Here is a 23,419-nt window from a genome sequence, read left to right on the forward strand (position 1 = left end):
CTCGCGCCCCGATTAACCATGCCGGGGCCGGTGACTGTCAACCCCGCAACACCCGGTAATGCCTTCGCGGGCAAGCGATAACTATGTACCCCCTCGGAGACGGCGCTGACTTTTAGTCTTGCGGTTCCGCCCTAACCGAGACTCGAACATGTCTGAACCCGCCGCCCCGCTGCTGTTTGCGCCCGTCCTTAACGCCCCCGGGCTCTGGAAAGACCTCGGCAAAATCCATCATTTGTCGACCCGGGATTTCCAGTGGCTGCAGCATACGAAACTCGCCACCCACGCCCTGCGCAGCGCTCAAACGCCGCCCATGCTGACGCAGCGCATTGTCCTCAACGCCACGGGCCAGACTCCGGTGCCATTGGCCGGCAGTTTTCTGCTCAGTCATACACCGGATGACCCAGGGGTTGTGCTCTACACCCCTTATGACGGAATCAAGAAATACGCCAGCCTTGAAACGATGCAGGCGAGCCTGCAAAAACGCTTGAATGATGCCGGCGAGGACGACGATTTGCTGGCGTTCCTGTCATTGTCCGAGCGCAAACAATGGGCCGCGTCGCAGGCTGTTCAGCTGACTTTTACAACCATTGAGGGCGACCTGTTCGACGACCAGAGCAGCGCCATTAAAAACGCTCAGCACTTGAACGCGCAGGCGATCATCAAGGAGTTCAAGCGACTGCCGGCGCTGGCCAGTCTTCTCGACCAAGCCCTGGCCGATTTGCTCAAAAGTGATTTTTCCAACTTGCCGAACGCCAACGTTCGTGTCGGTTTTTACCGCGAGGCGGATGCGAGCAGCGACGCCGCACCCGCCTCCGCCCGACACTGGCTCGACTCAATGAGCCTGGGTGACGCCGTTCTACGGTTCTATCGCCACCAACGCTGGGTGCCCGACCACAAGCACGAGTTCTACGCATCGGGGTCAACGCCTGCAGGCGATCAGGCCACGTGGGAGCAGGTGGTCAAAACCGCCGCGAGCAAACTGCCCGCGTTGTTGTTCTGGCAACTCGAACAGTACTGGAACGCACCCGGCGAGCTCGGCTCGCCGCGCCGCGCCATGTTCGCAAAGGCGTTGCAGGATCAGGCGCGCGCCGAACTGATGCTCAGGCGCGAAAGCCAGATCATCGACGCCGATCAGTTCGAAACTCTGCATCAATTGCTGCGCCCCGCCACCCGTGCCGCTCGCCGCCCCACCATCGAAACCGTGCACCTGTGGGAGCACCAGCCCAACGCGGTCGAGCTGGCCGGTTCGTTGATGATCAGCCACGCCAATGCGTATCTGTATACGCCTTTACAGGGCCTGCAAGTGCTCAAGGACTATCCGGATCTGAAGGACACCTTGTTGAGCAAATTCAGCGCTGCCGGGCATGAAGACGAACTCTACTCATTGCTGAGTCTGGAAGAGCGCCAGCGGTTTATCGGATTTGACCGGCCGCATGTTTCCGGCGAAACGATATCCGGGGAGATTTTTCAGGTGCTGCTGGAAAAGATCATCACCAAGCAGCGCCAGAACATCGAGTACGCCCTGCAGGTTTTCCGCCACAGCGACGGCGCGGTGGACATCCATGCATTGTTCGACAAGTCGCTGGACATCCGCCCGATGTTGCATGAACGCTTGAGCAGCGTGGAGGCTGACGGACGCTGGAGCACGCGACCGGTGTTCCACGGCGGCCAGTTGCCTTCCATGGTGCTGGCGGAAAAAGCGGCGGCGGCCGTGAAAACCTACACCGATGTCGAGACGCCGCTGCTGAACGAATTCAGCAAACAACCGCTTGATACCGTGAGCGCACAACGCACTTATCTTGAGGCAATGAAACCGCGTCTGGCCCATGCCTTGTTTGTCGGCGTGCGCGGCGAAGCACGCTTTGCCACGCTTAGCGGCGTACTCAAAGAACGAGAGAACGCACTGGTCGAGACGGTCTTCAATGCCGACCTGGCGGCGCGCAACAACCGGGCTGCGCTCAACGGCTTCCTGCCGGACGTCTGGTCACTGACATTGGAATGTTCCGGTGAAAAAGTCCCGTTACCGCTCGCCCATTGCGTGCTGATTACCGAGCGCGGCGGCCTCGACAACCGGCACTCCGGGCAAGTGGTGTTGTGGACGCCAGCCGGCGGGCTGGAGGTATTCGACAACGTCAACCAGGCGCGGCGGTCCCTGAGTCGTCGGCTGCTGGACAGCGAACAACGCTTGGGCCTACTGGAAAATCTGGCGCCGAGCCAACATCATTTCCATCGGCGTTACACCTTGGGGCCTTTGCGCCTGATCGAGGGCAACGTCCTGCATGACCGCACCCAGTCAGCGATCGACCGGTTTCTTGATCGCTGCGAGCACTTGCGCAGCCGCGTCAATGACGCAACCCGAGTGCAAGCAGGCCTGAGCGCGCTGAGCAAGCAACTGATCGAGACCAACCTGCGTCGTGCAGCCGAATACTCCCGCGCCATTCATCGTCAGCAGACATTGCCGGCGTGGCTGGGAATGGCCTCACGCGAAGAGCAGCAGACCCACCTCGAACTGTTGGAGCAATGGGCCGAGAGTGTCATCGACGGCAAGGATTATCTGCACGGCATCAAACCTTTGACCGAGTACGTTGAAGCGACATTGAAGTCATTGCTCGACGCACGTTTCCCCGGGAGCAACCTCGACCCGCTACACATTACGATCACGCCCAACCTGGCATTGGCCGGGCCTGCAGGCAACCTCGCCGAATTTGCGCTCAATCACGTCAACGTCGCACAGGGCACGGGTTTCACTGTCAGCTCGTCGAGCAAAACGGTGCTGCCGACCGGGCTGGATCAGCAAGCCGTCAGACAATTATTGCTGTCGCTGGCAATTCCCGCGACGTTCGTTAAAACCGTGGTTGATCTGCTGTCAGCCGATGACGCCGCCGGAAAAGCCAGTAAAGAGTGTTTCGTCCGCCAACTGCCCTGGCAACTGCTGCAACACGCACATGCCCTGAAATTGCAGCAACGGTTATCTGTCAATGGTTTCGATTTGATACGCCAGATACTGGACATGCCCGATGGCCTCGCGCGGGCCAGCGTTGTCGGTGCTCATGCTCAGATTTATCCGCTGTCACTGATCAAGACTGTCGGCGCCGCTGCCGTTGAAGCACTCGGTTTGTACGTGATCGGGCCGGGCAAGGGACATGAAGGGCCACGGATTCTTTACACGCCTTACGCGGAACAGGTATTTCACGAATTCGAGCATGACGCCGGGCTGGTCGCCGCACTCAATGTGCCGGGCGAGTTGCAGAACTTGCTGCTGCGCAGACTGCCGGATACCCAGCAATCGGTGTTTCGCAGTCTGTTCAAGGCGAGTCTTGGCCAGTCCAGCGAAATCAGCCTGGCCGTCAACGCCCTGACCGGCAATGTGCTTCACACCTTGTTCAGCGATAACATCAAGGTGCTGAAACGCATGCTTGGCACCCAGACCCAAGCCGACGCACAGGCAGATTGGGAGGCGGTAAAACATCTGTTCACCCAGGGCATCCGCCAAGCCGCCACCCTGCTGCCGGGCAAACTCGCCTACCTGACCTTCCTCTGGCAGAGTTACAAGGACTTCAAAACCTCCGCCGATGCCCTGCAGGATCATCACTGGAAGCGTGCCTTGAAGGCTTTTATTGCCGGTGCCGTGCAAATGCTGTCGCTGGGCAGGCTGTCACTGGAAGAGCAAGCCGGGTCTGTCGCAACGAGCGCCATCAAGGAAAACCCGCAGCAACTGCCAGCACCACATTGGAAGGACATCCGCACAACCGCTGCGCTACGCACCGGGCTGCAACCTTTCGAGAGCACAGACGTTGCCCTCAAAGACCTCACCCACAACGTGCAGGACGGCACTTACCGTCACTCCGTCAGCCAGCACACCTACGCGGCCATTGCCGGCAAGGTCTATCGCGTGGAACGACCGGGTGCGGTGTGGCGACTGGTCAACGCGAAACTGCACGGGCCAACATTATGGAAAAACGCCAACACGCTGGTGCTGGATCCTGACCGGCACACGGTGCACTTTGGCAAGCTCGTGTCGAAAATGTACAACCGTTATGCCAATACCCGCGAGACTCGCATGGTGCTCAACATTGAGGCCCATGGCATGGAAGACATTCGCCGCCGGTATCCCGACAAGGCCCGGGCGCTGGTTCAGGCCATCGATCTGGCGCGTTACTACGCCTTCAACAGTTTGCATAATCTTGCCGAATACAAGATCGCTCTGCCCGGCACCCGCGTCGACACCTTCCTCAAAGCCTTCTTCGATGTGCCGACAATCGATGTCGACATCCTTGCCAGAATTACAAAGGCTATTGTGCCGATCTGCACCGCCCTGGTTGACCCCACGGATGAACTGATGAACACCGACCGCTTTGTGATCGGCTCAAACAAGTTTCGCCAGAGCAATTTCATTGCCTTCGTGCTCGATGACGACCAGGAGCGGAAAGTGCATTTCACCGAAGCATTTTTCGACCAGCAACTGGATTGGTACAAAGCCGGTTTGACTGAGCCGTTCAATGTCGACGGGCATGCACAGGCTTCAACCTTGATTCATGAATTTGCTCATCAGTGCGCCAAAGCCGTGGACATCGCTTCGCTGGAGGCCCGCCGCCCGTTCTCGGATCTGATTTCGACAGTGACCGGTTACGGCAGCGCCCTCAAACACAATCAGGAAACCTTTCAGCGTGAAGCGTTATCGATGGCGACACCGCGAGAGGAATTGTTTGCACGCTGGAATCACAGCCTTCGCGAGTGGGTCAGCCTGGATGTCATTCCGGGGCTGGAGAGCGTCAGCGAAGAAATCCTCGACGCCACGCTGAGCCCGACCATTGAGGCCGCACGCAATGCGTTTTTTGATCAGCAGACGCCTTACGCCCGGGTGGAAACCATTTTGCGCAACGCCGATTCGATTGCGTTGTTGATTTGCCAGTTGGGCAGGCAACTCGATCCCGTGGTCAAGTCGCCCACTGTAACGCCCTGAAAAACGGAAAAAGCGCAGGCCTTTGCGGGCCTGCGCTTTGCGAATTTGCCTGAGCAGATCAGTCTTTCTGGTCTCTCAGGACGTTACCCGACGCACCGTCAATGCGGAACTCGTAGACCATGCCGTCAGCCTTGCGCCCTTCGCCTTTCCAGTAGCCGTCGTTGTCCGCTTCGATCTCGTAGACTTCGACATACCCGGCCTTGGTCTTGACGATTTCGATGGCTTTCTCAATCGTGATCCAGCCCGCTCCGGGCCGATCCGCCAATGCCACACCGGCACTGAGCAAGCTTGCAGCAGTCATCGTGGCGATTAAGGTTCTTTTGATCATTTTTTCACTCCATTTGTGGATAGTGTTCATTCGCGTCCTGCTTTTTGGGCGCCTGAGGAAAAAATAAGTTCCACCTTGATGGTTAATTGCCATGAGCGAGTTCTCGTCAGGACGCCCTCAAGGTTAGAATGTGCGAAATCAGGACGAGTCAATGACCCAAGACACCCTCTCGGAAGCCGAATACGATGCGATCACCGATGCCGCCGCGCATTGGTGCATGCGTCTGCACGCCGCCGACTGCACGGACGAAGAACGTCGCGCGTTCGAACAGTGGCACGCAGAACATCCGCTTCATGCTTTCGAATACGAAGCCATGCTGGAAATCTGGGACGTTGCCGAACATTTGCCACGCCCGGAATCCGCCGTCGTCACGGCAATCAAACCGGCGCCGCGCAAGTGGCAGCAATATGCCGTAGCCGCCGGGGTCTGCGCACTGGCCGTGCCGCTCGCCGCGGTGATCGGCTGGAACATGGGCTGGGTACCCAACAGTTATCAGCGTTTCGAAGCCACTGACAGCGTCCGTCACGTCACACTGAGCGATGGCAGCCAGCTCGAACTCAACCTCAACACCGCAGTGACCTTCAGCAATTACAAAGATGAACGGCGCGTCACCCTGAAACATGGCGAAGCGTTTTTTGAAGTCAGTCACGACGCCAGCCACCCGTTCATCGTGCGTGCCGGCGAAGGCAAGATCCGCGTGACCGGCACTCGCTTCAACGTGTGGATGTATGAAGATCAAGTGCGGGTCAACCTGATCGAAGGCTCGGTACTGGTCAGCAGCAACGCCGCTTTGCCCGGCGATGGCCTGCGCCTCGGCCCGTCGATGCAGGCGCGCTACCGTCACGGCGATTACATGCCGCAAATCAACCAGACCTACCCCAACGACAACGCACTCGCGTGGCGTAGCGGCAAACTGGTGCTGGATAACCTGGCATTGAATGAAGCACTGCCGTTGATCAACCGCTACCTGAGCAAGCCGCTGCAACTGGCGGACAGCACTACCGGTGCGATTCGGGTCGGCGGCATCTACAACATCAAGGAACTGAACAACCTTGTGAGTTCTCTGCCCAAGGTGCTGCCGGTCTATCTGACCCGCAACAAGGAAGGCAACCCGGTCATCAACTCGATGCCGGTACAACCCTCAAAAAGCTGAAGACCGCCCCCCTTGCGGGTTGCGGCCTTCAGTATTGACCCAGGCGTGAGGCGTTTTATTGCGCCGCCACCTTCCCGCTCTTGTCCAGCGACTCACGCACCGTTTGCAACTGATACTGCGGATCAGCCTTGATCTGCTGCTCGGTAAACGGCAGCACACTCCACTGCTTTTTCGAGAACGCCTCGGTCTGATCCCGCGAGTATTTCGACGCCGGATCACTGGACAGCGAGAACGCCAGCAAACCCTGCGCGTGTGGCCCTTTCTCATCGAACGTGACCACTTGCAGGTAGCTGGTGCCACTGACCACTTCCAGCTTGCCGTCTTCGCGCGGCACGCTCTGGATTGCGTTGTAAATGCCCAGCGTCGCCGGGCCGCCATGAATCGGCGTCTGCTGACCGCCGCTGCTGACCACTTGCACATCGCCCCACCGGGTGTCAGCGGTCAGGCCCATTTTTGCGCCGGTCGCCGCCGACGCCAGCATCGCCTCGCGCACAGCCTTGGTCACCTCGGGTTGCTCGACCGCCAGACCGCGCGGCGTGTGCTGCGCATCCTTGGGGTCGAATGCCACACGCCAGACATCCGGCGCTTCCTGCAACACCTGCATGATGTTCTGGAAGTGGATCAGCCCGGCGCCGGAGTTCAGGTCGGCGTGGCCATCCCAGTTTTTCAGGCTGACGCACACCGGTTTCAGCACCGCCGCATCAGTGCCCAGGTCAGACGCGCAGAACTTCAGCAAATCCGGCACTACTTGCGTGGCCAGATACACCTGATCGTCCATGACCATGTGCTGCAGATCGGCGACCGTCAGCGGGCCTTTCTTGCCCAGTGAAGCCAGGCGCTCCAGGGCAAAACGCGAGCGCATGCCCAGCGGTTGGCCGTCCTGACTGATCAGCGGTGAGAACCCGGTCAGTGGTTGCGCCGGATTGGCCAGCCACGCGGAATCGTTGGAATGCTGGACGAAGTCTTTGCGCAACAATTGTGGCAACTGACTGGAGGCATAAATGCCCTGCTGCGCGGCTTGCGGATCGATGTCCCAGGCACAACCGCTGTTGGAACCGTCCAGCACAATCATGCGCAGACCGGCACGCGGATCACTGCACTTGGCCAGTTTCTCGGCGCTGACGTTGGGCACCACCGACAGGTTCATGTACAAGGTCTGCCCCTTGTCATCCACAGCCAGTGTGTTGACCCACGGGATGCCCTGGATTGTGTGCACCGAATCCTGCAGATCCTTGAGGCTGGACGCCTGATTCATCGAGTACCACTGTTTCAGCACACGATCGTTGTCGAGGTTGGCATCGCGCAGGCTGTAGGCGTAATGATGGTCCCAGTCGAGCTTGCCCGGCCACTGCACAATCGGACCGAACTGCGAGCTGTAGACGTCACGGGACACCGCGACCACTTGGCCATCGGCCTGTTTGACCTGAACGCTGACGGACTGCTTGCTCAGTGGCAGCGATTTGCCGTCCAGCAGATAACGCGTCGGATCCTTAGGATCGAGTTGCAGACGATAAAGGGTGAAATGCTTTGACGAATCAACGGTGTGAGTCCAGGCCAGGTGCTGGTTAAAGCCAATGTTGATCATCGGCAGACCGGGCAAGGCCGCGCCCATCACGTCGAGCTTGCCGGGGATGGTCAGGTGCATCTGATAAAAACGCATGCCGCCGACCCACGGAAAATGCGGATTGGCCAGTAACATCCCGCGCCCGTTGAACGAGCGCTCGCTGCCCACCGCCACCGCATTGCTGCCACGGTCGAGGGCAAAACGCTGGATGCGCGCGTCGGCCAGTTGATAGGCCTGCGAGTCGTGTTCGAGTTGCGCCGTGGCTTGTGGAGGTGTAGCCCCCGCCAATGCTTCGGCGAACTGGCCGACACCGCCCTCGACTAACAGACGTCGGGTCAGTTTGACCAGGTCTTCAGCGGCGATATCACGCACCCACTCGCCCTGGCATTGCTGAGGCAGGCCTCGCTGACGGCGCTCGGCAAGCGACTGGTTGTAGCCAGCGGCATAGCCTTCAACCAAATCGCGCACCTCCCGAGATTGCGCCTGCCAGAAGGTTTGTACTGCTTGAGGCGTGTTGAGCCAGGTGAAGAACAGGTCGCTGACCTTGTTCTCGCGCTGTTCGACGGTCATCTGATCCGGGCCGAAGTAGCGCGAGCGCTGGCCGTTGACGGTGACGATTTCGTTGGCCAACAGGCACAGATTGTCCTGCGCGTAGGCATAACCGATGCCGAAACCCAGACCCCGTTCGTCCGGCGCACTGATGTGCGGCACGCCAAAGGCAGTGCGGCGAATGTCAGCGCTGGCCTGGCCTGACGGGCTCAACGCTTGCGCTGAAACGCTGAAGCCGAGAAACAAGCCGGCAAGACTCAGTCCGGTTAACTGTCTGGAAATAATCACGCTCGCCCCTGTTCGAAAAATGAAGAACGCTTCCGGCGCGCCACTCATGCGTAAAGCGCAACCACCGGAGCCGATCTTGAAAGACGCCCATGCGTCCGCGCGCAATGAGCCTTTCAGAGAAACGAGTGCGGGAAAAAAAATTTAGACCGGAAAACACCGATCCTGAGCGGGGATGACGCGGAAAGAACGAATCGACGACAAATTTTCTACATTTTTCCTTTCATGATTTGTCGAGCTGAAACGTCTTGTTTAGAGAGCGTAAAAAAACCTTTCCTGATCAGGCTCTGAAAAGGAGTAACCACATGTACAACTCGCAACTACCAACGGACGGTAGCCCGGCGCCACAAGGAGCATCCATGGGTTCTCACGCCAGCGATTTCGGACACCGTGTCGACCGCCACGGCAATGAGCGCATCCGGTTGCTGCTAAAAAGTTTTGGCCTGCGCACCAGCCTGATTCGCCTCAAAGTGATCGACGCGTTGCTGATGGCCGCCCAAGGCGATCGCCGCCTCGGTGTGCGTGGCGTACACAGTCAATTGCTCGACCTGGACATCCCGCTGTCATTTCTCAGCGTGCGCGAAGTGCTCAAGCGTCTGTGTGCCGAAGGTGTGGTCACCTTCAACGCCGACAAGAGCTACAGCCTGCATCCGCAGGCTGCCGCCGTGCTCAATAACGACTGAAGCGTGCGCCCGTCGCCGTCAAGGCTTGACCTTGCGGCGCATCACGCCGTTGATCACCACCACGACCACCGCCACACCGATGGCGATGTACTGGAACATCTTCTCGCTGAGCATGCCGGCGTTTTGCAGCCATGACAGGCTGAGCATGATTGCCAATACCGACACGGCGATCAGAATCGAGTATTTCAAGCGTTGCTTCTGGGTCATTGCGGGTTCCTGAAACGTTGGAATGTATCCGGTTTGTATCGATTTTCATGCCATGCACATACCGTTTCACGGGGATGCGCGGCGACTCTCGGGGTCTCATGTTACAGCCGCTGAAGGGCTTTGGCTTACTCGGCGGCAATAACCATGAGGATTTTTGAAATGTTACGTCGAATCACTTGGCTGATTCCTGTTCTGGCCCTGCTCACCCTCAGTGGCTGCATTATTTTCCCCCACGGTGGCTGGCATGACGATCACCATCGTTATTATCAGCCTGGCCCGGGTTACTACCATCGTTAACATCAACTTTCACACGTTTGAATAATGCCCACCCTTGCGTGGGCATTTTTGTTTCTGGTGCCGTCCGGACAGAAACTTTTGAAAATAACTTTCTAAGTTGTTAAACACCCTGAAAATATTTGAAATCTGCTGTCGCAGCAAAGCGTTAGTTAATAAAACACTTTGCACTTAGGCTCATCCGCTCTTCTTCAATATTGAAAAGACCAGGATGTCCATGCACAGAACTTTAATTACCCTTCGCCCGGTTCAACTCATCGGCTTTTGCTTTGCCATCAGCTTTTTTGAACTGTTGACTTACATGGCCAGCGACATGGTCATGCCCGCCATGTTGAAGGTCACCGAAGATCTGCACGCCGATGCCCGGCACGTTCCCCATGCCTTCAATCTCTACCTGCTCGGTGGGATCTGCTTGCAATGGCTGATCGGCCCTCTCTCCGACCGCTTTGGCCGGCGCCGCCCGTTATTGATGGGGTGCGCACTGTTCGCCCTGGCCTGCGCCGCTACGTTCATCGCCACCAGTATCGAAGCCTTCAATCTGCTGCGCCTGCTGCAGGGCATGGGCTTGGGCTTTGTGGTGGCCGTCAGTTATCCCGCGCTACAGGAAGTGTTCTGTGAGGCCGATGCCGTGCGGTTGATGGCGTTGCTCGGCAATGTTGCATTGCTATCGCCCTTGCTCGGGCCATTGCTGGGCAGTGTGTTGTTGCAATGGTTGAGCTGGCGCGAGCTGTTTCTGGGCCTGAGCCTGGCGGCTGCAGCAACCTGGCTGGGACTTTTCGCCTGCATGCCGGAAACCATCAATGTGCAGCGGCGCGACGGCCAACGGCAAGAGCCGATCCCGTTCAATCTGCAACGGGTCGCGCAGCGTTATCTGGCGCTGCTGCGCAATCGCCGATTCCTCGCGGCCAGTCTGGCTCTGGGCTTGATGAGCTTGCCGTTGATTGCGTGGATCGGCCTCTCACCGTTGTTGCTGATGCACAACCTCGGCTTGCCGGCAGTGGATTATGGCCTGTGGCAAATTCCAGTATTTCTGGCGGTCATCGCTGGCAACCTGATACTCGATCGGTTGTTGCCCACTCAGTCGCTGACCGATCTGATTCGCCTCGCACTCTGGCCGTTCTGTCTCGGTTTACTGTTCCTGATCGCCGCGTCGCTGACAAACGCCCAGCTGCCCTTCATCGTCGCGGCGCTGAGCGTGTATGCCCTGGGACTGGGCATGAGCAACGCAGCGCTGTACCGGCTCGCGCTGTTCTCCAGCGATGACAGCAAAGGGCTGGTCTCAGCCATGGTCGGCATGTTGTCCATCGCGGTCATGGGCGCGGGCGGTTCACTCATTGCTGGCATTGGTGGTGGCGCCAGCTTGCAAACCTTCGCGCTTCACGCCGCCCTTGGCGGGTTGTTATGCCTGCCCTTTCTGCGCGGTTTTTTGCGTGCCCCTTCAACCCCATCGATAAAGGAATAGGGATGATTTCCTTACCTCACAGCGATGCGCTCTGCGCGTTGAAAAACCCTTATTGCCCGGACGCCATGCCTGCTGATCTGTTCGATCACGCCATGGCCGAAATCAGCCTCTTTCACTGTCGGCACACACCGGGTTACGAGCACTGGCTGAACGCGAACGGTCTGCAGGCAAGCGACCTGCCTCACCTGGATGACTGGTCGCGACTGCCGCCGATCTTCGCCAGTTTCTTCAAGCAGCAGTTACTGCTCAGCACCTCCGGCGAGGACGCTCTGGAGCTGACCTCCTCCGGCACCAGCGGCCAGAAAAGTCGCATGCGCTACGACGACCGCAGCATGTCAGGCGCGCAGGCAATGGTCACGCAGATTTTCCGCCACTATGGCTGGGACACGCCTGACGCCCCCTGTAATTACTTGCTCCTGAGCTATGAGCCGCAGCAGCGCATCAGCCTCGGCACCTCTTACACCGACCAGTTTTTGTGCCGCTTTGCACCGGTCAATCGTGTGGCTTACGCGTTGCGCAGCACCGGCGCCAGTCATGAATTTGATCCGTTTGGCGTCATCGCCGCTCTGCAAGCCTTTGCCGAAGAGGGCTTGCCGGTGCGGATCTTCGGGTTCCCGGCGTTTCTCTGGCAGATCCTTGAACGCATGAAAACCAACGGCGTAGCGGACTTGCAACTGCCCGCCGGCTCGCTGTCCTTCTTCGGCGGCGGCTGGAAAACCCAGTCCGCCAGCGAGATCCCCAAACAGCGACTGTACGCACGTATTGAACAGCAACTGGGCATCGAAATCGCCCGTTGTCGCGATGGCTATGGCGCGGTGGAACACGCCGTGCCTTATATCGAATGCGCCCGGCATCACTTCCACGTACCGGTGTATTCGAAGGTGTTTATCCGCGATCCCGGTGATTTTTCCGTTCTCGGTCACGGCCATAAAGGACTGCTCGGTTTTGTCTCGCCGTACATCTCGTCCAGCCCCGCTCACTCAGTGGTGATGAGCGATCTGGCCACCCTGCATCCAGCCGCGAGCTGCGACTGCGGTCTGGCCAGCGACTGGTTCGAACTGCATGGCCGTGCCGGCACCGACACCGGCAGAAGCTGCGCGATGGCAGCCGCCGATCTGCTGGGGAGCAACTGATATGTATCTGATCAATGGAAAACAGCTGAACACAGACCTGGAGCACGCGCTGGACCAATTGCAGCGGGATCTGCCGCAACACCTGAGCACTCCGCTCAAAAGCAGCACAGTGATCAGCGCCGCGACTCGATTCGCCGAGCGACTGCGGGCAGGCTCATTAATACAGACACTGGACGATGACCAGCGTCAGGCGCTGATCGAGTTCTGTTGCCCCGAATCTCTGCGCACGAAAATCCAGCGCGAACTCGGTAACCAACCTGACTCTCTGCGTCGTTTCGATTACCGCCAACCGCGTTACGAACAATGGAGCCCGCTCGGGTTGGTGGTGCATGTCACGCCCGGCAATGCACCGCTGTTGGCATTCTGCGCGATGCTGGAAAGCCTGTTGGCGGGCAACGTCAACTGGTTGCGCCCCAGCAGCAGCGACGCCGGGCTGACGGCGGATTTGCTGCACGCGCTGGTGCAGTGCGATGAGAGCGGCCAACTTGGTGGCTACGTTGCGGTGCTGCCGGTGCCCACCGCGCAGATTGCACCGCTGTGCAAACTGGCCAACGCGGTCTCCGCCTGGGGAGGCGAGTCGGCGCTGCATGCGATTCGCCAACAACTCCCGCCAGGTTGCCGCTGGATTGATTGGGGCCATCGCATCAGCTTCGTCTACCTGACGCCGGACGCCGCCTCGCCGCAAGCGCTGGAGGCGATCGTCGATGAGGTGTGCCGACTGGATCAACAAGCCTGTTCCAGTCCGCAATGGCTGTTGGTCGACAGTGATGACCCGGCGCTGCTGCGCGGCCTCGGCGAGCAACTGGCCGAGGCATTCCAACGCCGGGCCGGGCAGTGGCCGGCTCTGCTGCCGAGCCTTCAGGAAGCCTCGCAAATCACCACGCACGTGGCGATGGAACGTCTGGCGCAAAGCTTTTGCGGGCACACCGGACAGGTCTGGAGCGAACCGGGTTGGCGGGTGATCTGGGGCCATGATCAGCACCTGCAACCGTCGCCGCTGTTTCGCAGCCTGTTGCTCAAACCGCTGCCTCGCTCAGCACTCACCAGTACGCTGTTGAAGTGGCGCAACGTCCTGCAAAGCTGTGCGCTGGTGTGCCCTGAAGCGCAAACCGCCGAGCTGTCGCGTACCCTGACCGCCGCCGGGGTCACGCGCATTACCGCCATTGAGGCGATCCACGACGGTTACGCCGGCGAGCCGCACGACGGTGTCTACGCGCTGCAACGCCTGAGCCGGCGCGTCTCGGTCAGCCTGTCGGCAAAGGTTCTGCCCTTGCAGGCCGCGCTCGATGCACCACCCGGTCCGCCGCCACTGGCAGGCTTGCCGATCATGACCAAAGACGCTTTCGTCGCACGGCCGATCAAACCGGCCGCGCAGGTGCATTTCCGCTCGGGCGGCAGCAGCGGCGCGCCGGTGTTGTCGGCTTTCAGCCATGACGACTTCAATCGCCAGATGCGCGCTACCGCCGACGGTTTGTTCGCAGCAGGCCTCGACCCGAGCGACGACCGGGTGATGAACCTGTTCTTCTGCGGTGGCTTGTACGGCGGTTTCATCAGTTTCAACAAAGTGCTCGAACTGATGGGCGCCACGCACTGGCCGATGGGCGCGCCACTCGATGACGACTACAGCGAGATTGCGCAAGTAATCGTCGATCAACGCGTGACGATGCTGATCGGTATGCCGAGCACGATACATCGCCTGTTCCTCAACGAACGGACGCGGCTGCAGGCTTACGGCGCGATCAAGAAAGTCTTTCTCGGCGGCGAACACCTCAATGCGCAAAGCTGCGAATTACTGCGTAGTTGCGGCGTGACTGAAATCCGCTCGGCGATTTACGGCAGCGTCGATGCCGGCCCTCTCGGACACGCCTGCAAAAACAGCGGCGACGGCGTCTTCCATCTGATGAGCGATACCCAGCACCTGGAAATTGTCGACTTTAACCGGGATATTCCGGTGAACGACGGCGAAGTCGGCCGTTTGCTGTTCACCTCGACTGCGCGGGAAGGCCAGGACGTTGTGCGCTATGACGTCGGCGACAGCGGTCGCTGGCTGCATGGCCTTTGCACATGCGGCCTGACATCACCGCGATTCGAACTGTTGCAGCGTCACGGCAAGCTGATTCGCATCGGCACCGATTTCATTTCTCTGAGTGAGCTATCGCTGAGGCTGGAAACGCCATTCCAACTGGTTCTCGATTACGCCTGCGACGGCCGTGAACGCATGCGCGTGCGCAGTGAGCGCGACGCGGCAGATGTGCTGACTCGGCTGTCGGGGTACCCGACGCTGGCATTGTTGCTCGAAACCGGCCTGCTGGTGATGGAAGTTGAAACTTGCGCAGCCGAACACTTCACCCGCAACAGGCACAGCGGCAAGACACCTTTATTGATTGATGCCCGGCGCTGATCAGGCGCTGCGGACTCAACAAGCATTTTTTAATAGAGAACACTATGCAATTCGAACAGTTAAACGAGCTGGTGAACTTCGCTCGGCAACATTCGCCTTATTTCAAACAGCACTACTCAGGCATCAGTGAATCAATCACCGCGATCGCAGAATTGCCGTTAATTAACCCCTCCGAATATTGGCAAAACAGTCAGATCCTGAACCAATGGCCAGTGCTGACTGCTTCGCCAGCGCAGGCACTGGTATTCAAGACCGGCGGCTCGACCAGCGCCGGCAAACTCTCGGTGTATACCCGTGAGGAATGGCACAGGCTAGTGAGCGATTTTGGTCGCGGCCTTACCACGCAGTTCAAACCGGCAGACCGTGTGGCAAATCTTTTCTTCGCCGGCGATTTGTATGCCAGCTTCCTGTTTATCCACGATGCCCTCGCCTATGTCGCTGAAGACATCACCGAGTTCCCGTTCACGGGTCAGGTCGCCAACGAAGAGCTGGCCGAGGCGATTGTTCAGCACAACATCAATGTGCTCGCAGGTGTGCCGGCGCAACTGTTGACGTTCGCCAGCGGGCTCCTGCGTCAGGGGCAAGTACTGACCGGCGTCGACACCGTGCTCTTCGGAGGTGAAAGCTTGTTCGCCGCGCAACGGCAGATCCTCAGCCAGGTTTTCCCCAACGCGCGAATCGCGTCCATCGGTTACGCCAGCGTCGATGCCGGCTTCATCGGCAGCAGCCACCGCGACTGTAATGAAGGCGAACACCGCTCCCCGGACGGCCACGCTTTGATCGAAATCATCGACGAGCACACCGGCGAGTTGATCGATACCTGCGGGCGCAGCGGTCAGTTGGTTTTGACCAATCCGCAGCGTCGTTTGATGCCGCTGATTCGCTACCCGGTCGGAGATCGCGCCTGCTGGCTAGAGCCCGTGGGCACGGCTATGCGCAAGTTTGCCCTGATGGGTCGCAGCGCCAGCAGTCAGCGGGTGCGTGTGGGCATTCTGTCGCTGATTCCCGAGGAGATCGGCGCATGTGTTCAGACCTGCACGGCCAGTGACCACTGGCAATTGCTCATCGAGCAAGCGGCGCACAAGGATGTCTTGATCCTTAAATGGGTACCGGCTGCAACTTCTCCGGCACACGGCGATGCCGAGCGGGCCTTACTGGCGAGACTGATCGAGGATTATTCCTTGATCGAGCAACTGCAAGCGCAGCAATTGCTGGAGTTGCACATTCAAACCTGCACCCTTGAAGATCTGGCACGCCATCCGCGCTCGGGCAAATGTCTGCGCGTGCATGATCTGCGTCGCTATGACGAGCCGACGACGGAGGCTGCGTAATGGAGCACCTGATCATTCGCAACTACCGCAATACCGATGCACCGGCACTCAGCCAATTGTTCCGCGATGTGTACGCCGATCATTACGTGCAACCCCATGTCTATCTGCCAAACCTGATCAAGCAGAATCACGCTGACAGGTACTGGCACTCGCTGGTAGCCGTGTCCGGCGAACGACTCCTCGGCCACGCTGCGTTACTGCGTGAGCAGGATTCCACCTGCGCGGAACTGGCGTTGAGTGTGGTACATCCGGACAGCCGTGGGATGAACATCGCGACGCGGCTAGGCCAGCAATTGTTGATTCACGCGCAGGCGCTGGGCTGTCGCGCAGTCACGATCAAGCAGGTGACCCAGCACCCTTACACGCAACGTATGGCCTGCCATCTCGGTTTTCACAACACCGGTCTGTTGCCGGATTACGTGCCCTCCCCGTTTGGCAGCGCCACGCCGGAGTCAGTCGTTTTGGGCTACCGGGAGATTGACGAGTACCGACGCCCGTTGCCGGATCTGGCATGGCCCGACAGTTGCGCAGACCTCATGCGGCATCTGTGCGGTGTGTTCGGCACACAGACTCGCACGGCTCGCTGGCAGGGCGCGCCGATTCAACTCGAACACCACGCAAACCGTTACGACATGCTGCTCAAGAACCTTAACGGCGGACTGCTTGAGCAATTGCGACACCTGCCGGACCAATGGCTGATTTCCATCAGACTACAATTGTCACGACACTTCGCTGACGACCACCTCAGGCTGACCGCCATAGGTTTTGTTTTCACCGGACTGGCGCCCGCCGAGGGCACGAATGAGGGGTGGCTGGCATTGTTTCACCGTGGCCTGCGCAAATGTGCGCTGACCTTGCATTGCCCGCACGCGCAACACCTGCATGAAGACATCCAGCGACAGATCGCTTAGCTCGACAAAAGAAAAGGCCCGTTCTGCAACAGAACGGGCCTTTTGCTACAGCGATCAAGCCTTGGCGCTGACACCTTTGTCGGTGGGCGCCGTACGACCATTGCCCATGCCGTAAGTCTTGAGATTCTGCAGCACGTAGATGGCTTTTTTGTATTCGGGGATCAGCATAGAGGCGTACTTGTCGCCCTTGATGCTATTGGTCTGGATGGTATCCAGTTGCACCGCGAAATACTCCAGCGCATTGAACTTGGCGTCGACATCTTCCGGTGTGCCGAAACGATCGAACTTGCCACCCGCCTTTTGCAACGTCATTGCCGTGATGTCAGAGATCAACCCTTTGCCGCGCAGAAAGGCACTGAGGTTGCCGAGTTGTTTCACTGACACGTTTTCCGGGTCAAAACCCTTGACGTTCTTGTGCAGTTTTTGCCGATCCATCTCGGCGATGTTGAGCGCGTTCGGGTCGTTGCCGACCAGCGCCAGCATCTGCTTGACCTTGGCACTTTGAGAAACAGGTTTGGTGCGGTTGCCGGTGTCCTGCACCAACAGACCTGCCTTGCTTTGCCAGGCGCCGGTGTATCCGATAGTCATGGTCGAGCTCCGTGTAAGTCGAACATGAAAAATCTCCTTATTGATCGACTGAATGGGCGCGAGTATCTGCTGGCCAAGAGGTGGCACCAACCGTTTTCTCAATTCTTTTACAATTTTTGTACATTCACGATACAAACCGTCAAATGCCCGTCGTTATTGGCCCAAAGCAAGGCCGGATCTATGTAGATATTGGAATTAATGCTCTAACGAACCAATTGGTTAGTTCCTCTGTATCAATGGCGATACACGCCATTTATCGACTGTTGGCGTTCTTGGACGAAAGTACCTAAAGCTTCTCCATTCGCCGACGATAGCTATCTATACCTGCGCCGTTTTCGCCCTCCCCGACAATAAAAAATCGCACCACAAGGACCGGTTTCCATGCCCGCATTCCGCACCATTCAGGCTCGTTACACGCTGTTTCTGGTTCTGTTCATTTTGCTGCTCTCGGTGTTGACGGTCGTCGGCATCAGCCAATTGGTCGCGCCCAAGCTGCGCCATACCGAAGAACAAGTGGTGCTCAACCGCATCGCCGAAGTGGCCGAGCAGATTCAGGGCGAACTGAACAAGGTTCAGGCGCAACAGCGCAGCATCACCCAGACCATCCCGTTGCTCGACAGCGCGGCCATCGACACGGTGTTGCCAGGGTTGGTCGATCAATATGGCGAACTGAAAGTGTTCGGCGGCGGCATCTGGCCGCTGCCCGGCCAGCGTGAGGCCGGACGCAACAAATTCAGCACTTTCTGGCACCGCGACGCCTCGGGCAAACTGGCAGTCAACACTTTCTGGAACAGTGACGCCGCCCCCAACTATTACGACCAGAGCTGGTACAAGGGCGGCATGCAGACCCCGCGCGGCCAATGCGCCTGGGCAGCAGCCTATAAAGACGACGCCAGCGCCGAACCCCGCACCAACTGCGCCATGGCCATCCAGAAAAACGGCAGCGCCTGGGGCGTGTCGACCATCGACGTGACGCTGGGCTTTTTCAACGACCTGGTGGCGCGCAAGGAAAAAGACCTGACTGCCGAAATGCTGATCGTTGAAGCCGACGGCAAGATCATCAGCAACAGCTCGCGCATCAGCGGCCCGATTGTCTTGAAAAATATCAGCGAACTGGCCGCCACGTCGCCGTTTGCCAGCCAGATCAAGGCCGGCCTGCAGAACCGTGAACAGGCGCAACGCGTCGAGTTCGACAACAACGGCGAAGCCAGCACCTTCTTCATGCGCCCGATTGAAGGCACGCCCTGGTTCCTCGCCACGGCATTGCCAACCAAAATGCTCACCGCCCAGCGTGACGACGTGCTCAGCAGCTTGAGTCTGTTGCAGATTCCGCTGGTGATCCTGTTGGTGCTGCTGCAGGTCTACGCGATCCGCCAATTGGTGCAACGCATGAAAGCGTTGAAGGCCAACATTGATTCGCTGTCCAGCGGCGATGCCGACCTGACTCGCCGCATTACCATTCGCGCCGAAGACGAACTCGGTGCCATAGGCCATTCGGTCAACAAGTTCATTGCCTACCTGCAAGACATGATCGGCGAAGTCACCCAGGCCACCGGCGCCATGGCTTCCAGTCTGGACAACCTGCAACGCACATCGGCGCACACCAGTCAGATTCTGCTGCGCCATGCCTCGGAAACCGATCAGACCGTCACCGCGATCACCGAAATGAGCTCGACCGCTGAAAGCGTCGCGCAAAATGCCGCCGAAACCGCCGCCTTCACTCAGCGCGCCAACGAAAACGCCGACCGTTCTCGGGTGGTCGTGGGCCAAGCCACCAGCAGCGTCGTGGCGTTGATCGACGAAGTGGCCAGCGCCACCCATAAAGTTGAAAACATGCAACAGGACGCCCAGCGCATCACTGAAATTCTCGGGGTGATTGGCGCGATTGCCGGCCAGACCAACTTGCTGGCCCTCAACGCGGCGATTGAAGCCGCACGCGCCGGGGAACAGGGCCGCGGCTTTGCAGTGGTCGCCGACGAAGTCCGCGCCCTCGCCGCCCGCACGCAGGCCAGCACCTCTGAAATCAACGAAATGCTCACGCGCCTGACCCAAGGCGTGAGCTCTTCGGTCAGCGCCATGGAAAACACCCAGGCCAGTTGCCAGTCGGCCGCCGACGCGACTGCACGGGTGACCTCGGGGCTGGACGACATGGCCGGTTCGGTCAGCCACATCAACAGCCTCAGCACACAGATCGCCACCGCCGCCGAGCAGCAAAGCGCAGTCACCGAAGAGATCAACCGCAGCATGGTGCAGATCCGCCAAATGGTTGAAGAACTGGTGCAAAGCGGCCACGCCAGTGAACTCAATACCCGCCAGTTGCTGGAGGCCAACAGCCGCGTGGGCGCGATCATGGGTCGCTTCAAAGTGCGTTGATCGGCTGACCGTTTTGTAATCTCTCACTCAGCGGGCTGTCAGGTTTGATCTACGATCATCCTGCCGGCCCGTTTTGTATCAACTGGAAACACTCCGTTGATGCCGGATGGGGAAAACCGGTCAAAATGCGTTCTTTTTTGACCGTCACCCGAGTCGAGACCTCTTTTATGCGAACCCACGTGCGTCTGCTCGCCTTGAGCGCCCTGTTCCTCTCCTCCCTGGCCCAGGCCGCCGATCTGATCCCCATCGAAGTCCACCGCGACGCCAATTGCGGTTGCTGCAAAAAGTGGATCAGCCATCTTGAGGCCAATGGTTTCAAAGTCGACGATCACGTCGAATCCGACATGAGCAGCTTCAAGCAACAACACGGCGTGCCGCCTCGCTTGGCGTCGTGCCACACCGCGATCATCAACGGCAAATTCGTCGAAGGCCACGTCCCGGCTGAACAAGTGCTGGCCCTGAGCAAGCGTGATGACCTACTGGGCATCGCTGCACCGGGCATGCCGATGGGTTCGCCGGGCATGGAAATGGACGGCATGAGCGATGCCTATCAAGTGATCGGCCTGAAAAAGGACGGCGCTGACGTGGTGGTGGCGGACTACCCGGCCCATTGATGGGCGCCGCTTATGCCGGGCTGTTTTTCGCCGCATTCGGTGCGGCGACCTTGTTGCCGTTGCAGTCCGAGGCGCTGCTGGTCGGGCTGATCGTCAGCGACCGTTATTGGCTGTGGGGGCTGCTGGCGGTGGCGACGCTGGGCAACGTGCTCGGTTCGCTGGTCAACTGGTGGCTGGGGCGCCGGCTGGAGCAGTTTCAGGATCGCCGCTGGTTTCCGGTCAGCGCCCGGCACATGGCAACAGCGCGCAAGCACTATAAACGTTACGGGCACTGGTCATTGATGCTCAGTTGGTTGCCAGTGATCGGCGATCCGCTGACGTTGATTGCCGGCGTGATGCGCGAACCGCTCGGGCGGTTCCTGTTGATCGTCACACTGGCCAAAGGCGCACGCTATGCGGTACTGGCCATGCTCACACTCGGCTGGCTCGGTTGAACGATCAGGCGCAGCCATTGCCTGTGTTTAACGTCGCCCTAATCCGGCCGTTCCAGCATCGGCCGATTTCAATGGAGTTTGCCCCTATGTCCGTCACGCGTTCACGCTGGTTGCCTGGCTTGTTCCTGTTCGCCGCTTTGCCCTTGCTCGCCCACGCCGCCGCGCCAGCCGAAGGCCCGGCGTACGGCCCCGAGCTGCAGGGGTTCGAATACCCTTACACGCTTAAACACTTCGCTTTTCAGTCCCAGGGCAAATCCCTGCAAATGGGTTACATGGACGTCGCCGCCCACGGCAAGGCCAACGGGCGCACCGTGGTGCTGATGCACGGCAAGAACTTTTGCGGCGCGACCTGGGACAGCTCGATCAAAGCCCTGAGCGAGGCCGGTTACCGGGTGATCGCGCCGGATCAGATCGGTTTCTGCACCTCGAGCAAACCCGATCACTATCAGTACAGCTTCCAGCAACTGGCGATCAACACCCAGCAGTTGCTCAAGGCACTGGGCATCCAGAAAGCCACGCTGCTCGGCCACTCCACCGGCGGCATGCTCGCCACCCGGTACGCGCTGCTGTTCCCCGATCAGGTCGAGCAACTGGCGCTGGTCAACCCCATCGGTCTGGAAGACTGGAAAGCCCTCGGCGTTCCGTATCGCAGCGTGGATCAATGGTATGAGCGTGAACTGAAAGTCACCGCTCAAGGCATTCGCGACTATGAGCGCACCACCTATTACGACGGGCGCTGGAAACCCGAATTCGACCGCTGGGTCGACATGCTCGCCGGCCTTAGCAAAGGCCCGGGCAAGACCCAGGTGGCATGGAATTCGGCGCTGATCTACGACATGATCTTCACCCAGCCGGTCTACTACGAGTTCAAGGATTTGAAGATGCCGACGCTGCTGCTGATCGGCACCTCCGACACCACCGCCATCGGCAAGGACATCGCGCCTCCGGAAGTCAAAGCGAAGATCGGCCACTACGACGTGCTCGGCAAACAAGTGGCCAAACTGATCCCGCAATCGACGCTGGTCGAGTTCCCCGGCATGGGCCACGCCCCGCAGATGGAAGAACCGGCACAGTTCCACAAGGCGTTGCTCGACTGGCTGAACAAATCCAATCCCGTTCGTTGATGAGGTAAGGCTGATGGCGGTGCAGATTGCAGTGATCGATGACTGGCAGGACGTCGCCCGCGACGTGGTGGACTGGTCGGTGCTGGACAGCATCGGCGAAGTGAGTTTTCTCCACGACTACCCGGCGGACAACCCGACGCTGGCCGAGCGGCTGGGCCAGTTCGAAGTCATCTGCGTGATGCGCGAACGCACACGCTTCGACGAAGACCTGCTCAAACGCCTGCCCAAGCTCAAACTGCTGGTCACCGGCGGCATGCGCAACGCCGCGCTGGACATGCCGGCGGCGGCAAAACTCGGCATCAAGGTCTGCGGCACCGACAGCTACAAACACGCAGCGCCCGAGCTGACCTGGGCGCTGATCATGGCCGCCACACGCAACCTGGTGAACGAAGCCAACGCCCTGCGCGCCGGCCAGTGGCAACAGGGTCTGAGCGGCGACCTGCACGGCAAGACGCTGGGCATTCTCGGTCTGGGCAGCATCGGCCAGCGCGTCGCGCAGTTCGGCCAGGTGTTCGGCATGCGCGTCATCGCCTGGAGCGAAAACCTCACCGCCGAACGCGCTGCGCAGGCCAACGTTACCTACGTCAGCAAGCAGGAACTGTTCGAGCAGGCAGACGTGCTCTCGGTGCATCTGGTGCTCAGCGAGCGCAGCCGCGGCCTGGTTGACGAACAGGCACTGGCCTGGATGAAACCCACGGCGTTGCTGGTCAACACGGCGCGCGGGCCGATTGTCGATGAACCGGCGTTGATCAAGGCACTGCAGAAAAACCGCATCGCCGGCGCGGCGCTGGACGTCTTCGAACAAGAACCGCTGCCGGCGCTGCATCCGTTCCGCACCCTCGACAACGTACTGGCCACGCCGCACGTGGGGTATGTCAGTCGACAAAACTACGAGCAGTTCTTCTCGCAAATGATCGAGGACATCCAGCACTGGTCGGCGGGAAAACCCATGCGCTTACTGAACTGAAAGACATGCCCCCACAAATCTCCCCCACCACGCATACCCCTGTGGCGAGGGGATT

At 59.2% G+C, this 23,419-nt stretch carries 18 protein-coding genes; 14 read left to right on the plus strand and 4 right to left on the minus strand.

Annotated features, from left to right (window positions below):
• Positions 1-148 precede the first annotated feature (148 nt).
• Positions 149-4,963 carry a dermonecrotic toxin domain-containing protein gene (locus F2P67_RS22120; RefSeq protein WP_166223716.1) on the plus strand — a complete coding sequence of 1,605 codons (4,815 nt, stop codon included), beginning with the start codon at positions 149-151 and terminating at the stop codon, positions 4,961-4,963.
• Positions 4,964-5,021: 58 nt separating this feature from the next.
• Here the strand turns inward: F2P67_RS22120 and F2P67_RS22125 are convergent, their stop codons facing one another.
• A complete protein-coding gene (locus F2P67_RS22125; protein ID WP_166223719.1) occupies positions 5,022-5,291 on the minus strand; it encodes a PepSY domain-containing protein in 270 nt (89 codons plus the stop codon).
• 151 nt (positions 5,292-5,442) lie between these two features.
• Here F2P67_RS22125 and F2P67_RS22130 point away from each other — a divergent pair, with 151 nt between their 5' ends.
• Positions 5,443-6,444: a FecR family protein gene (locus F2P67_RS22130; RefSeq protein ID WP_166223722.1), complete on the plus strand. Its 1,002-nt coding sequence runs from the start codon at positions 5,443-5,445 to the stop codon at positions 6,442-6,444.
• 55 nt (positions 6,445-6,499) lie between these two features.
• On the opposite strand, the gene pvdQ is transcribed toward F2P67_RS22130, so the two are convergent.
• Positions 6,500-8,845, minus strand: coding sequence for a bifunctional acylase PvdQ (gene pvdQ, locus F2P67_RS22135; protein ID WP_166223723.1), 2,346 nt, complete (start codon positions 8,843-8,845; stop codon positions 6,500-6,502).
• 302 nt (positions 8,846-9,147) lie between these two features.
• Between pvdQ and F2P67_RS22140 the strand changes: the two genes are divergently transcribed.
• Positions 9,148-9,525, plus strand: a complete 378-nt coding sequence (locus F2P67_RS22140) for a fe2+ zn2+ uptake regulation protein (RefSeq protein WP_166223724.1) — start codon at positions 9,148-9,150, stop codon at positions 9,523-9,525.
• Between the two features lie 18 nt (positions 9,526-9,543).
• Here the strand turns inward: F2P67_RS22140 and F2P67_RS22145 are convergent, their stop codons facing one another.
• Complete coding sequence (locus F2P67_RS22145; protein ID WP_166223725.1) at positions 9,544-9,732, minus strand: hypothetical protein; 189 nt, start codon at positions 9,730-9,732, stop codon at positions 9,544-9,546.
• 159 nt (positions 9,733-9,891) lie between these two features.
• Between F2P67_RS22145 and F2P67_RS22150 the strand changes: the two genes are divergently transcribed.
• The 6 genes from F2P67_RS22150 to F2P67_RS22175 all read left to right on the plus strand — a co-directional run bounded on the left by F2P67_RS22150 (position 9,892) and on the right by F2P67_RS22175 (position 17,264).
• Positions 9,892-10,029 (plus strand): hypothetical protein, encoded by a 138-nt coding sequence (locus F2P67_RS22150; RefSeq protein ID WP_166223726.1) that lies wholly within the window; start codon positions 9,892-9,894, stop codon positions 10,027-10,029.
• 214 nt (positions 10,030-10,243) lie between these two features.
• On the plus strand, positions 10,244-11,488 hold the full coding sequence (locus F2P67_RS22155) for an MFS transporter (protein ID WP_166223727.1): 1,245 nt from the start codon (positions 10,244-10,246) through the stop codon (positions 11,486-11,488).
• Between the two features lie 2 nt (positions 11,489-11,490).
• A complete protein-coding gene (locus tag F2P67_RS22160; RefSeq protein WP_166223728.1) occupies positions 11,491-12,621 on the plus strand; it encodes a LuxE/PaaK family acyltransferase in 1,131 nt (376 codons plus the stop codon).
• Between the two features lies 1 nt (position 12,622).
• Positions 12,623-15,022, plus strand: coding sequence for an acyl-CoA reductase (locus F2P67_RS22165; RefSeq protein ID WP_166223729.1), 2,400 nt, complete (start codon positions 12,623-12,625; stop codon positions 15,020-15,022).
• Positions 15,023-15,066: 44 nt separating this feature from the next.
• Positions 15,067-16,353, plus strand: coding sequence for a phenylacetate--CoA ligase family protein (locus F2P67_RS22170; protein WP_166223730.1), 1,287 nt, complete (start codon positions 15,067-15,069; stop codon positions 16,351-16,353).
• Positions 16,353-17,264, plus strand: a complete 912-nt coding sequence (locus F2P67_RS22175) for a GNAT family N-acetyltransferase (RefSeq protein ID WP_166223731.1) — start codon at positions 16,353-16,355, stop codon at positions 17,262-17,264. The genes F2P67_RS22170 and F2P67_RS22175 overlap by 1 nt, the downstream gene beginning before the upstream one ends.
• Positions 17,265-17,318: 54 nt before the next feature.
• Here the strand turns inward: F2P67_RS22175 and F2P67_RS22180 are convergent, their stop codons facing one another.
• Positions 17,319-17,852 carry a hypothetical protein gene (locus F2P67_RS22180; protein WP_166223732.1) on the minus strand — a complete coding sequence of 178 codons (534 nt, stop codon included), beginning with the start codon at positions 17,850-17,852 and terminating at the stop codon, positions 17,319-17,321.
• Between the two features lie 381 nt (positions 17,853-18,233).
• On the opposite strand from F2P67_RS22180, the gene F2P67_RS22185 reads away from it, so the two are divergent.
• The 5 genes from F2P67_RS22185 (at position 18,234) to F2P67_RS22205 (ending at position 23,364) form a co-directional block, all read left to right on the plus strand.
• Positions 18,234-20,225: a methyl-accepting chemotaxis protein gene (locus F2P67_RS22185; protein ID WP_166223733.1), complete on the plus strand. Its 1,992-nt coding sequence runs from the start codon at positions 18,234-18,236 to the stop codon at positions 20,223-20,225.
• Positions 20,226-20,392: 167 nt separating this feature from the next.
• Complete coding sequence (locus tag F2P67_RS22190; protein ID WP_166223734.1) at positions 20,393-20,839, plus strand: DUF411 domain-containing protein; 447 nt, start codon at positions 20,393-20,395, stop codon at positions 20,837-20,839.
• On the plus strand, positions 20,839-21,273 hold the full coding sequence (locus tag F2P67_RS22195; protein ID WP_166223735.1) for a YqaA family protein: 435 nt from the start codon (positions 20,839-20,841) through the stop codon (positions 21,271-21,273). The genes F2P67_RS22190 and F2P67_RS22195 overlap by 1 nt, the downstream gene beginning before the upstream one ends.
• A gap of 86 nt (positions 21,274-21,359) precedes the next feature.
• Entirely contained in the window at positions 21,360-22,397 is a 1,038-nt protein-coding gene (locus F2P67_RS22200; protein ID WP_166223736.1) for an alpha/beta fold hydrolase, read from the plus strand.
• A 13-nt stretch (positions 22,398-22,410) separates the two neighbouring features.
• Positions 22,411-23,364, plus strand: a complete 954-nt coding sequence (locus tag F2P67_RS22205) for a D-2-hydroxyacid dehydrogenase family protein (RefSeq protein WP_166223737.1) — start codon at positions 22,411-22,413, stop codon at positions 23,362-23,364.
• Positions 23,365-23,419: the final 55 nt, after the last annotated feature.

The sequence above is a fragment of the Pseudomonas atagonensis genome (genome assembly GCF_011369485.1).
In the GTDB taxonomy this organism is placed as follows: Bacteria; Pseudomonadota; Gammaproteobacteria; order Pseudomonadales; family Pseudomonadaceae; genus Aquipseudomonas; species Aquipseudomonas atagonensis.